The 11,808-nt window shown below is 68.2% G+C and carries 10 protein-coding genes and 1 tRNA gene; 6 read left to right on the forward strand and 5 right to left on the reverse strand.

The window, feature by feature from the left end:
• Positions 1-31: 31 nt before the first annotated feature.
• The 5 genes from VF584_21900 to dnaK form a co-directional block, all read right to left on the reverse strand.
• A complete protein-coding gene (locus VF584_21900) occupies positions 32-661 on the reverse strand; it encodes an ATP-dependent Clp protease proteolytic subunit (GenBank protein HEX8212845.1) in 630 nt (209 codons plus the stop codon).
• Between the two features lie 80 nt (positions 662-741).
• Positions 742-2,043 (reverse strand): trigger factor, encoded by a 1,302-nt coding sequence (gene tig, locus VF584_21905; protein ID HEX8212846.1) that lies wholly within the window; start codon positions 2,041-2,043, stop codon positions 742-744.
• A gap of 101 nt (positions 2,044-2,144) precedes the next feature.
• Positions 2,145-2,226 (reverse strand) — tRNA-Leu (locus VF584_21910).
• Positions 2,227-2,444: 218 nt separating this feature from the next.
• Entirely contained in the window at positions 2,445-3,980 is a 1,536-nt protein-coding gene (locus tag VF584_21915; GenBank protein HEX8212847.1) for a trypsin-like peptidase domain-containing protein, read from the reverse strand.
• 284 nt (positions 3,981-4,264) lie between these two features.
• Positions 4,265-6,220: a molecular chaperone DnaK gene (dnaK, locus tag VF584_21920; GenBank protein HEX8212848.1), complete on the reverse strand. Its 1,956-nt coding sequence runs from the start codon at positions 6,218-6,220 to the stop codon at positions 4,265-4,267.
• A gap of 383 nt (positions 6,221-6,603) precedes the next feature.
• Here dnaK and VF584_21925 point away from each other — a divergent pair, with 383 nt between their 5' ends.
• The 6 genes from VF584_21925 to VF584_21950 all read left to right on the forward strand — a co-directional run bounded on the left by VF584_21925 (position 6,604) and on the right by VF584_21950 (position 11,489).
• A complete protein-coding gene (locus VF584_21925) occupies positions 6,604-8,172 on the forward strand; it encodes a hypothetical protein (protein ID HEX8212849.1) in 1,569 nt (522 codons plus the stop codon).
• Positions 8,173-8,367: 195 nt separating this feature from the next.
• Positions 8,368-8,862: a BsuPI-related putative proteinase inhibitor gene (locus VF584_21930; GenBank protein HEX8212850.1), complete on the forward strand. Its 495-nt coding sequence runs from the start codon at positions 8,368-8,370 to the stop codon at positions 8,860-8,862.
• 307 nt (positions 8,863-9,169) lie between these two features.
• Positions 9,170-9,376 carry a hypothetical protein gene (locus tag VF584_21935; GenBank protein ID HEX8212851.1) on the forward strand — a complete coding sequence of 69 codons (207 nt, stop codon included), beginning with the start codon at positions 9,170-9,172 and terminating at the stop codon, positions 9,374-9,376.
• Between the two features lie 222 nt (positions 9,377-9,598).
• Positions 9,599-10,099 (forward strand): hypothetical protein, encoded by a 501-nt coding sequence (locus VF584_21940; GenBank protein ID HEX8212852.1) that lies wholly within the window; start codon positions 9,599-9,601, stop codon positions 10,097-10,099.
• A gap of 52 nt (positions 10,100-10,151) precedes the next feature.
• On the forward strand, positions 10,152-11,012 hold the full coding sequence (locus tag VF584_21945; protein HEX8212853.1) for a purine-nucleoside phosphorylase: 861 nt from the start codon (positions 10,152-10,154) through the stop codon (positions 11,010-11,012).
• A 177-nt stretch (positions 11,013-11,189) separates the two neighbouring features.
• The gene (locus tag VF584_21950; GenBank protein ID HEX8212854.1) at positions 11,190-11,489 is read left to right on the forward strand and encodes a hypothetical protein; all 300 of its coding nucleotides are present in this window, start codon (positions 11,190-11,192) and stop codon (positions 11,487-11,489) included.
• Positions 11,490-11,808 lie beyond the last annotated feature (319 nt).

The following is an 11,808-nucleotide window of genomic DNA, read 5'->3' on the forward strand; positions in this document are numbered from 1 at the left end:
CCGTTCAGGGCGGCGGGGGCGAGAGACCGAATCAGACGCCTGCCGTCTCCACGTGCACCGGCGGATCGATCACCTCGGTCGCGTGGGCGATCACGTGGTCGATCAGCCCGTACGCCAGCGCCTCCTCGGGCGACATGAAGCGGTCGCGGTCCAGGTCCTCGGCGATGCGGTCCACCGTCTGGCCCGTGTTCTCGGCGTAGATCTGGTTCATCCGCTCGCGCACGAAGAGGATCTCGCGCGCCTGAATCTCGATGTCCGCCGCCGTCCCCTGGCTCCCGCCCGAGGGCTGGTGCAGCATGATCCGCGAGTTGGGGAGGGAGTAGCGCTTCCCCTTCGTCCCCGCCGCAAGGAGGAACGACCCCATGCTGGCAGCCAGCCCCATGCAGTACGTGTTCACGTCGCACGACATGAACTTCATCGTGTCGTAGATCGCCAGCCCCGCGTACACCGAGCCACCCGGCGAGTTGATGTAGATGTGGATGTCCTTTTCCGGGTTGTCCGCCTGGAGAAAGAGGAGCTGCGCGATGATGATGTTTGCGACGTCGTCGTTGATCCCGCTTCCCAGGAAGACGATGCGGTCCATCAGCAGGCGGGAGAAGATGTCGTAGCTCCTTTCCCCCCTGCTGGAGCGTTCGATCACGTACGGCGGATAGATGGCCATGACCCTTTAAGCGCTGATGAAAGTACGGTGGGTTGCTGCGGAGCCGCCCCGTGGGACGGCCCCTGCGTGCGCCCGCCGCGTCAGGCGACGGTGTTCTGCGAGCGGAGGTACTCGAACACCTTGTCCTCGGTGATCTCGCTCTCCAGCGCCTGGATCTGGCCGCCCTTCTCCAGCTGGATCCATGCGTCGCTGGGGGAGATGCCGTGATCCTCGGCCAGCTTCTCCACCCGGGCGTCCACCTCGTCGGCCGTGGCGCGCAGCCCCTCGCGGTCCGCCAGGTGCTCCACCACCAGCATCCGCTTGAGCGCGGCCTCGGCCTCCGGGCGCATCATCAGCCGCATCTGCGAGAAGCGTTCCTCCTGTTCGGGGGTCCGCTTGGGCATCTTCTTGGGGTCCTGCTGCGCCTCGCCGGTCATGAAGCCCAGGTAGCGGTCCACCATCGAGGGGGGAACCTCGAAGGAGTTCGCCGCCAGCACCTGCTCCACCAGCGCCGCCCGCATCGCCGCCTCGGAGTTGCGATGCTTCTCGCCCTCCAGGTCGGCGCGGATGCGCTCGCGCAGCGCGTCCACCGACTCGAACTCGCCCAGCGACTGCGCGAAGGCGTCGTCCATGGCGGGGAGGTCCCGGCGGCGCAGCTCGAGCAGAGCGATGCGCAGGCGCTGCTCACGGCCGCGCAGCTCCTCGTCCGGGAAGTCGGCGGGGTAGCGCACGGTGAACTCGCCGTCTGCGCCGGGCGCCAGGGTGCGGATGGCGTCCTCGATGTCGGGGATCGCCTGCCCCTCGCCCAGGGTGAAGCGGAACGGGCGCGCGCCCGCGTCGTCGCTCTCCTCCACCGCGTCCAGGTCGGTGATCTCCACCGTCACCTCGTCGCCCTGGTCCGCCACGCCGTCCTCCAGCACACGCACGGTGCCGCGCTCGGCGCGGATGCGCTCGATCACGCTCTCCACGTCCGCGTCGGTGACCTCTGCGGGGGGGCGCTGCACGGTGAAGCCGGCGGTGTTGGTGATCTGGATGGCGGGCTGCACCTCGAAGTGGACCTCGAAGGTCAGGTCCTCGCCCGGGTGGTAGTGGACGTTCTCCACCACGCCCTGGGTGATGGGCTGGAAGTCGCCGTTCTCCAGGACCTCCTTGTAGCTCTCCTGGATCACCCGGTCCACCGTTTCCTGCTCGATGGCGGGCCCGAACTGCTTCTCCACCAGCGACGCGGGGATGCTCCCCTTGCGGAAGCCGGGAAGCCGCACGTTGCGCGAGAGCTGCGACGCCACGCTCTGGCGGATGCGCTTGACGCGTTCCCGCGGCACGGTCACCGCCAGGCGGCGGCTCCACGACTCGGGCTGCTGGACGTCGATGCGAAGGTCGGTCGAAGTAGTCTCTGCGGCCATTCCGTGCTTTTATCCGGCAAACGGTTGAATACGGCGACGATGGAAAAACGGCCCGGCCCCGCTCCGCCACTCGCGGGTGGCGGAGCTCGTGCTGTACGGGATGCCCGCTGAGGGACTTGAACCCCCACGCCTTGCGGCGGCAGCTCCTAAGGCTGCTGTGTCTGCCGATTCCACCAAGCGGGCCCGCTCCGGCGCGACAAGATAACCTCCCCCCCTCCCCAATCTCAACCTTTCGGGTTGCACGAGACGCGGAGGAAACGGAGAGGCACGGAGGAACTCACCGAACTCTCCTCCTCTTGCTGTTTTTCTCCGCGTCTCTGTGTGAGGCCCACTGTCCCTCATCAAAAGAGAGCGGCCGCCCCCGGAACCGGGAGCGGCCGCCTGCCTCACGCCTGACGAAGCTACTCGGCGAGGCGGATGTTCTCGATCCCCTGCTGGCCGCTGTTGAACTCCAGCACCAGCGACACCACCTGCCCGGCGCGCTTGCGCTCCACCAGCCGCCGGAAGGTGGCGACGTCGCCCACCGGCTGCCCGTCCACCGATACGATGCGCACGCCGCGCCCGATCCCCTGCCGCCCGGCGGGCCCGGAGCGGTCGGACTCGGCCACCACCACGCCGCTGGTGGAGCGGAGACCGTACTGCTTGGCCAGCGCGGCGGTGAGCGGCTCCACCGTGATGCCCAGGCGCTGGCGGGCCACGTCGTTGCGCACGGGCTGCACCGGCGCCGTCACCTCACGTGAGGCGCGCTGCTCCGGCTCGGTGGGCGCCTCTGCGAGCCGCACGCGCACCTGGCGGCGCTCCCCGCCGCGGATGACGTCCAGCGTGATCGTCTCGCCGGGCTGGTGTGTGGCCACCATGCGCTGCAGCTGGCCGGTGCGCTCCACCTCGGCTCCGTTCACCCCCACGATCACGTCGCCCTGGCGGATGCCGGCCTCGCGGGCGGCGCTCGTCCCGGGCGTCAGATCGTTCACCACCACCCCGGCGATGCGCGGAAGGCGGAAGACCTCGGCGTCCTCGGGGCGCACGTCCTTGAGCGTGATGCCGAGCGCGGGGCGCCGCACCTTGCCGTAGCGCATCAGGTCGTCCGCCACCTTGCGCGCCAGGTCGATGGGCACCGCGAAGCCGTACCCCGCGTAGAACCCCGTGGGCGACGCGATGGCCGAGTTCACCCCCACCACCTCGCCGCGCAGGTTCACCAGCGGCCCGCCGGAGTTGCCGGGGTTGATGGGCGCGTCGGTCTGGATGAAGTCCTCGATCGCCCAGCGGCTTCCCGTGCTCTCTCGCAGGATGGGGAGCGGCCGTCCCTTGGCGCTGATGATCCCCGAAGTGACCGTCGTCCCCAGGTCCAGCGGGTTTCCGATGGCCAGCACCCACTCGCCAATCTTGGCGCCGTCGCTCGTGCCCAGCCGCACCACGGGGAACCCGCTCCCCTCCACCTTGATCACCGCCACGTCCGTGTTGGGGTCGCGGCCGACCACGCGGGCCACCAGGCTCCGGTTGTCGCTCAGCACCACGGTGATCTTGTCCGCCCCTTCCACCACGTGGTTGTTCGTGATGATGTAGCCGTCCGGGCTGATGATGAACCCGGAGCCGCTCCCCTGCTGCGGCCCGCGCCCCCCGCCCTCCGGAACGTCGAAGGGGAGCATGTCGCGCAGCTCCTCGGGGATGTCGCGGCGGCTTGAAGTGCGGCGCCCGGCGCGCTCCATCGTGATGGCGACCACGGCCGGCGTCACCGACTCGGCGATGCTGATGAAGGCCTGGCTCAGCTCGGCCACGGGGCGCACCTCCTGCCGCGTGGGCTGGGCAGGCGTCTGCATCAGCGCCGCCGCGTGCATACCGGGGGTGAACTGGAGGCCGGAGGCCAGCAGGAGTCCGCCGGCGAAGGCGCCGGCGGTCAGGCCGGCGACGTGGGTACGGTTGAAGCGGCGCTCAGGCATTGCACGCTCGTATCGAAAGGGGTACCGGGACGTCCCGGTGCCGTGCGGAGGGCTCCCAGAGAGTAACCCGCCGCGCGTCTCCGGTTCCCGAACCGGCTGCAAAACACCGGCCCGGGAAACTGCGGCCCCACACAGAGACACGGAGGAGTACGGCAAGAACTAAAAAGTGGTTTTCTCTGCGCCTTGTAGTTCCCTCCGTGCCCTCTGTGTGAGGCCCTTTACGAAATCAGGGACGGCACCGTACCTGGCGCCGCCCCCAATCCTTCATCCGCGCATTCCGCGGGTTACTTCTTGTCGTCCTCGACGATCTCGTAGTCCGCCTCGATCACGTCGTCCTGCGGGACGGTGGCGCGGTCCGTGGCGTCGTCGTCGAAGCCGGCGCCTGCCGTGGCGCCGCCCGAGAAGCCGGCGTCGGCGCCCGGATCGGCGGTGGCCTGCTGCGCCGCGTAGATGCTGGCGCCCGCCGCGGCAAAGGCCTGCTGAAGCGCCTCCGTGGCCCCGCGCACCTCGCCCAGGTCGTCCTGCTTCAGCGCCTTGCGGGCACGCTCCATCGCCTCGTTCAGCCCCGTCTTGGCGGACTCGTCCAGCTTGTCCTGCCACTCGGCCGAGTCCTTTTCCACGCGGTAGACCATGGAGTCGAGCTGGTTGCGGGCCTCCACGGCCTCGCGGCGCCCCTTGTCCTCGCTGGCGTGGGCCTCCGCGTCCTTGACCATCCGCTCGATCTCCGCCTCGCTCATCCCGCTGCTGGCCTCGATGCGGATCTTCTGCTCCTTGCCCGTCGCCCGGTCCTTGGCGGACACGTGCAGTATGCCGTTCGCGTCGATGTCGAAGGTGACCTCCACCTGCGGCATGCCGCGCGGTGCCGGCGGAATCCCCGTGAGCTGGAATTTGCCGATGGTCTTGTTGTACATCGCCATCTCGCGCTCACCCTGCAGCACGTGGATCTCCACCGTCGTCTGGCTGTCCTCGGCCGTCGAGAACGTCTCCGACTTCTTGGTGGGGATGGTGGTGTTGCGCTCGATCAGCTTGGTGAACACGCCGCCCAGCGTCTCGATCCCCAGCGACAGCGGGATCACGTCCAGCAGCAGCACGTCCTTGACCTCGCCGGCCAGCACGCCGCCCTGGATCGCCGCGCCCACGGCCACCACCTCGTCTGGGTTGACGCCGCGGTGCGGGTCCTTGCCGAAGAAGGTCTTGACCACTTCCTGGATCTTGGGGATTCGGGTGGAGCCGCCCACCAGGATCACCTCGTCGATCTCACCCGGCTTCAGCCCGGCGTCCTTGAGCGCCTTCTCCATCGGCCCGATGGTGCGCTGCACCAGGTCGTCCACCAGCGACTCGAACTTGGCGCGGCTCAGCGTCACGTTCAGGTGCTTGGGGCCTTCCTGCGTCGCCGTGATGAAGGGGAGGTTGATGTCCGTCGACATGGTGGTCGACAGCTCCATCTTCGCCTTCTCCGCGGCCTCCTTGAGGCGCTGGAGCGCCATCGGGTCCTTGGAAAGGTCGATCCCCTGGTCCTTGCGGAACTCCTCCACCAGCCAGTCGATCACGCGCTGGTCGAAGTCGTCGCCGCCCAGGTGGGTGTCGCCGTTGGTGGCCTTCACCTCGAAGACGCCCTCGCCCAGCTCCAGCACCGAGATGTCGTAGGTGCCGCCGCCCAGGTCGTACACGGCGATCTTCTCGTCCTTCTTCTTGTCGAGCCCGTACGCCAGCGCGGCGGCGGTGGGCTCGTTGATGATGCGCAGCACCTCCAGCCCCGCCACCTTGCCGGCGTCCTTGGTGGCCTGCCGCTGCGCGTCGTTGAAGTACGCGGGCACGGTGATCACGGCCTGCGTGACGGTCTGGCCGAGGTAGTCCTCCGCGGTCTGCTTCATCTTCTGGAGGATCATCGCCGAGATCTCGGGCGGCGTGTAGGTCTTCCCCGTGTTGGGGATCTCCACCTGCGCCATCCCGTTGGCCCCCGACGTGACCTTGTACGGCACCTTCTTCTGCTCCTCGCTCACCTCGCCGGCCTTGCGGCCCACGAAGCGCTTGATGGAGAAGACGGTGTTGGTGGGGTTGGTGATCGCCTGGCGGCGGGCCACCTGGCCCACCAGGCGCTCCCCGTCCTTGGTGAAGGCGACCACCGAGGGGGTGGTGCGCCCGCCTTCGGCGTTGGGGATCACCACTGGGTCGCCGCCTTCCATCACGGCGACGACGGAGTTGGTGGTCCCAAGATCGATCCCAATGACCTTCGCCATGGGCTCTCCTGACGTAGTTGGTTTGGTTGAAATCGGCGCGCTGCCCGCCATGCCTTTGAACACGTGGGGCGCCGAACTGCCCGAGGAAAAGGCAACGCCCGTGCCGTGCTAAGTGCTGGTTTTCCTGTGCTTTTGGCAGGAAGCGGCCGCGCGCCCGGCCATTGTGGCGGAGGACGCCCGCTCCAAACTCCCTCCCTGCTCGCCACGTAAACCAAGCGCGCGGCCGCGGCCGCAGTCGCGTCTACGTCTCCGAAGTGATAAGGCACCTCGCTTGACAATTGTCGCTAAACGGTTGTACAGTTGGAGTGTCGCCTTCCTGCCAGTGCTTCTCCACCCGCGTTCGCGGTCCTTCTACCCTCCCGCAGGACTAATCCACAATGTGTATGGAATGGCTCTCCGCACCCGCCGGGATCGTCGGACTCTTTCTGCTTGCGGGCTGTGCCGACCGCGCCGTCCCAACCGCAGCGCACACTGTTGCAACCCCGCCCGCCCTTAACGCCGTACACTCCTTCCGCGACGACGAGGTGTATCCGATGGAGGAGGAGATGGCGGAGCTCGCCCGCCGCGTACCGGGTTTCGGCGGGATGCGGTATGACGGCCAGGGGAACGCAATTGTTCGTCTGGTGGATCCCCGGCAGAGACCTGCAGCTGCCGCTGCCGTTGAGCCGCTGATGAGGGCGGCCGCCGCTCGCGAGGGGCGGCGCGGCACTCCCAAAGTGATGGTGCGGAGGGGCCGTTACGAGTTCATGCAGCTGGTTCGCTGGCGCAACCGTATGACGGACACGGTGCTCGCGGTTCCGGGCGTGATGTACGCGGGCATCGGCTACGGCGAAAACCGCCTCACCGTCGGGCTGGTGCCTGCGCAGGCGGCAACGGCGCGCGCAGAGGTAGAAGGCGCTGTGGCGAAGCTCGGTATACCAATCGAAGCGGTGCTCTTCGACGTGGGCACGATGGCGGTCGCGGTCGAAGACTACTGTATGGTAGACGACCCGAATTGCAGCACGGACCCGTGTACGACCGACCCGACATCTCTCGAGTGTTCGGGTGAGCCGTGCACCATGGATCCGACCGCGCCGGGGTGTGCCGACGACCCCTGCGCTACCGATCCGTCGCTGGAAGGGTGCCCGGAGCCATACCCCGGCGACGGCAACATTTCTCCGGCACCGGAGCCGAGCTACAGCTATATCATGGACCCCAACTACGTCTACTCCGAGCCGTCCGTCAAGTCCCTGCTGGGGACGGTGCGCCCGCTCCGTGGAGCAGTACGGATCAGCAAGGGCACGGGTGGTGGCTGCTCGATTGGGTTCGTGGCGGATTACGACGGCCGGCGCGTCTTCACCACGGCGTCGCATTGCGGCAACAACACCACCTGGTTGGACGGGACCGAGTGGCACCAGCCAGAAGCGGTCAACTACACGAAATACGTCGGGCGTGAGTCTCACGACCCTCAGTCGAACGTGTACAATGCCCGCTACTCGGACGTCGCCTTCAACGGTGTGGCATCCGGAGTAGGATCGAGTCTCGGGTATATTTCCCGCACAAAGGGTGGCGCCATCACCGGCGCTTTCGCGAGGGGAAGCACGGACATCGACCCTTACGCCGAGCAGATCCGGATTGCAGGGGAGGGCTCCCTCGTCGAAGCATACTATTTTGAGAAGATCGGCTCGCGCACCGGTTGGACCCGCGGAAAGTCTGCTCGTCCGTGCCAGAACGTCTCCCAGTACGGACGGACCTTCTATTGCTCCACCTGGATGTCCGCGGGCGCCGACCACGGGGACAGCGGCGGTCCGGTTTTCCGGAGCTACCTCACGGCTTCCTGCAGATGTGTGAACCTGGTGGGGATCGCCTTTGCGACGACCCCAAACGGTGGAACCTGGGTGAGCCCGATCTCCGGCATCCGGCGTGACTTCCAGGCACAGGGCTCGCAGTCGTACCGCCTGCGAACCTACTGACGCACGACACTCTAACGCCCGGCTCCGGTGCACCCGGAGTCGGGCTTGCCCAGTGCACCCTTGTCGGCCGCCATGCGCACGCTCCCGTTTTCAGCGGCCGCCGCGCTCCTCATCTCAGCGTGCGAGCCGGCCCCTCGCACGTTGCCATCTGCCGACGCACGTCCGGAGGCCGTACTGCCGTCACCTCCGTTACGTATGGACCTGGCTGTGCCTGCCGAGGTGCGGCAGGGCGACGTGGTCCCGCTCCGTCTGACGGCCCGAAACACCGGAACCCGTCCGCTCACACTTGAGATGGGCGACAGCGCCTACAGCTTCGATTTCGTGGTCACTGGCTCGGATGGCGGCGAGTTGTGGTCGCGCATGCACCACGTCGAGGCGATCCCCCTGGCCCTGCGCGAGCGGCAGTTGCCTCCGGGCGGTGAAATCGTCTTCATGGATGACTGGGATCTGCGCGACAACCGCGGGTGCCCTGTACCCCCGGGCCGCTACACCCTTCACGCCTTGATCGACGCCGATACGATGCCGCACCGAATGCTCAGGACGCCGTCCCGAACCTTGATAGTCGCGCCGCGCCAGGCGATTGGGGCGGGCGCTGCGAAGTGCGCACGGGGGCGGCGCGACGTATCTTGGGCGGATGATCCGTCCTACGTCGGCTCACTGTCGGCAACGAGGTACGATGAGTACTCCTGATCCCCTCGTGGAGGACGTTCGGGAAGTCCGCCATCGGATTTCCGAGCGGTTCGGGCACGATCCCGCGCGCCTAATCGAGTATTACATGAAGCTCCAAAGCAGTACCGCGATCGCCTCGTCACCGCACCGAAGCTCCCCGACGCCGACAAGCCCGCGGCCTGACCACCGGGAGAAAACGCCTAAATAATTTGGACGGCTTGCTACCCGTCTTCCGCCTTTATATGTTTTCAGCACACGACTCCGCGCCACCGCGGTGTGCCCAGCGCGCCCAAGCCGGCCGTGCTCGATCCTACTTTCCGGAGGCACCATGAAGAAGCTCGGAACGATGTTATCAGGAGCCGCGATCGCGCTAGGGCTGGGCTACGGAGCGACCCACGCGTTCGCGAGCTCCACCGCGCAGGCAGGGGCGTACTGCATGACCGCGCAGGAGCGAACGGAGTGCTATTTCGAATGCCAGTCGCAGAACTTGTTCGCGGTGTGTGACCCCGAAACCGGGTGCCGCTGCGAACCCTGAGCGTGGGAGCGGCGATGAAGCCGCGGGCAGGCGCTCCGGTCCCATTGCTAGGGCCGGAGCGCTTTCTTTGCGGTTGTGGGCGCGATACGTTGGCACCCGCTTTCCACCCCTCGACAGGATCGGATTCTGCGCTTCCTCGCTCTCGTTCCCGCCCTGCTCCTTGCCGCGTGCTCGCCCGGAGCGCCCCCTCCGCGGGATGCGCCGCCCGAGCCGCCGCGACTGGTGGCGTTCGCGCCGGACGCGGGGGATGCGGAGGTGCCCGAGGCGCTGCGCGGGTTCTGCCAGGGCGAGCGCGCGGGCGGGCCAGTCGCGAAGACGTACGCGCCGCGCGACTACCGGTGGACGCGTCCGCTCCCGGCGCTGGCCTGGTCGGGGTACGCGCAGGGCGGCACGCGCTTTCGCGTGCCGCTGCGCTGCGTGGTGCGCACGCCGGCGGAGTGGGCGGCGGTCCGCGCGTTCAGCGGTCTGCCGGACCGCGCGCTGCGCCCGGTGGACTTCAACACCCACCTGGTGATCGTGGCGACGCAGGGGGCGCTCCCCGGCGGCTACGTCTCGGTGGACTCGCTCTACTTCCGCGGCGACACGGTGACTGCGGTGATCCTGCAGAGCCGCACCACCCGGCCGCCGCCGGGGCGCGGCATCAGCACCGTGCCCCTTTCGCTGGTGCAGGTGCCGCGCAGGCCGGTGGTGGTGGAGTTCGTGGAGCGGGCGCGGCGCCGTTGACGGACGCGGGCGGCGCATCCAAGTTGCCGTCTCAACCTTTCCCGGAGGAGCGATGACGGCCGGTGCCGCGAACGACATCCACGAGACGATCACCTTTCTGCGCGAGCGGGTGACGCGCGCGCCGCACGCCATCCTGGTGCTCGGCTCCGGCCTCGGCGGCCTGGCCGACGAGATCGAGGACGCCGTGCGCATCCCCTTCGGCGACATCCCCGGCTTTCCGCGGCGGACGCAGGAGCTGGCGGGCCACGCGGGGACGCTGGTGGTGGGGCGCTGGGCCGGCGTCGAAGTGGCGACGATGCAGGGCCGCTTCCACCTGTACGAAGGATGGCAGCCGCGCGACGTCGCCCTTCCCGTCCGCGCGCTGGTGGCGCTGGGCGCGGAAGTCATGCTACTGACCAACGCGGCCGGTGGGGTGCGCCCCGGGATGACGCCGGGCGACCTGATGATCATCGCCGATCACATCAACCTGATGGGGAGCAACCCGCTGATCGGCGCGGTGCTGCCGGGCGAGCAGCGCTTCCCCGACATGAGCGACCCCTACGACTCCGGCTTCCGCCGCATCGCCGAGGAGGTGGCGCTGGAGCTGGGCATTCCGGTTTCGCAGGGGGTGTACGCGGGACTCCCCGGCCCCAGCTACGAGACGCCTGCCGAGATCCGCATGCTTGCCCGCCTGGGAGCCGACGCGGTGGGGATGTCCACCGTGCCCGAGGTGATCGTGGGTCGGGCACTGGGGGTGCGCTGCTTCGGGATCTCGTGCATCACGAACCTGGCCGCGGGGCTGGGCGGCTCGCATCTTTCGCACGACGAGGTGATGGAGGTGGGCGCCCGCGTCCGCGACCGGCTTGCGGCGCTGGTGCGCGGCGTGCTGCCGCGGATCGCGGGGCCGAACCTGCCTTCGGAGGCCGCGACCTGAACGGCGCATCACACAGAGACACAGAGGAGACAGCAAGAAAGGCGTGAGGCTGCCGTTGCTGAATCCTGAGTTCGCGAACTTCCGTACCCCGCTCCACCTGGCGAGGCTCACCCGGTCTCTCCGTTCCCACGAGGAGTCTCCTCCTCACCTCCCACCCCTCCTCTGGAGCTACGGCCAATGGACATCCACGCCCTGACCGGACTGATGGCGGTCACACTCGGCATCATGGTGGTGCTGGTCCCCGTCATCGGCATTACCGCGCGATTCGCCCTGAAGCCGATCGTCGAAGCCTTTGCCCGCATGAAGGAGATGAAGGGCGAGGAGCAAAAGGTTGCCCTGATGGAGCAGCGGATCGCCCTGCTGGAGGAGCACCTCCACAGCATCGACCGCAACGTCGGCGCGCTGCAGGAGGACGCGGATTTCCGCCGCCAGCTGGACTCCGGCGCGCAGGCGCGGACCACGCCGTACGCGGGGTAGGGCCCTCACCCGCAGCTTACAGCTGCCACCCTCTCCCACAAACCGCCGTGGGAGAGGGGATTTTGGGCCGTGCGTGGTTGGCGGGCGGCGGCGCGGGGGCGGGCACGTGCAGCCACGCGGGGCTACGGAAACGGCGCGTTGGGCCGTGATCGTGGTGGAGACGAGGGCGGGCAGACACGCAGGACTGCCCCTACCGGATCCTTCCTGTCGGGCGGCGGTCGAGGTGGGGGCGAGGGTGGGCGCGATGAATCGCGCCCCTACCGATTACGGCCCCCGCGCCGATGCTGCGGGCCGCGAGACCGCTTCAGCGGTCTTCCCG

Origin of the sequence: Longimicrobium sp., assembly GCA_036389135.1 — a bacterium.
Lineage (GTDB): Bacteria > Gemmatimonadota > Gemmatimonadetes > Longimicrobiales > Longimicrobiaceae > Longimicrobium.

What these genes read in the sequence shown, in the direction of transcription:
- VF584_21935 (HEX8212851.1), top strand. Translation starts at nt 9,170, where the DNA reads ATGAAGAAGCTCGGAACGATGTTATCAGGAGCCGCGATCGCGCTAGGG.
- VF584_21915 (HEX8212847.1), bottom strand. Translation starts at nt 3,980, where the DNA reads ATGCCTGAGCGCCGCTTCAACCGTACCCACGTCGCCGGCCTGACCGCC.
- VF584_21950 (HEX8212854.1), top strand. Translation starts at nt 11,190, where the DNA reads ATGGACATCCACGCCCTGACCGGACTGATGGCGGTCACACTCGGCATC.
- VF584_21900 (HEX8212845.1), bottom strand. Translation starts at nt 661, where the DNA reads ATGGCCATCTATCCGCCGTACGTGATCGAACGCTCCAGCAGGGGGGAA.
- VF584_21945 (HEX8212853.1), top strand. Translation starts at nt 10,152, where the DNA reads ATGACGGCCGGTGCCGCGAACGACATCCACGAGACGATCACCTTTCTG.
- VF584_21925 (HEX8212849.1), top strand. Translation starts at nt 6,604, where the DNA reads ATGGAATGGCTCTCCGCACCCGCCGGGATCGTCGGACTCTTTCTGCTT.
- tig (HEX8212846.1), bottom strand. Translation starts at nt 2,043, where the DNA reads ATGGCCGCAGAGACTACTTCGACCGACCTTCGCATCGACGTCCAGCAG.
- dnaK (HEX8212848.1), bottom strand. Translation starts at nt 6,220, where the DNA reads ATGGCGAAGGTCATTGGGATCGATCTTGGGACCACCAACTCCGTCGTC.
- VF584_21930 (HEX8212850.1), top strand. Translation starts at nt 8,368, where the DNA reads ATGGACCTGGCTGTGCCTGCCGAGGTGCGGCAGGGCGACGTGGTCCCG.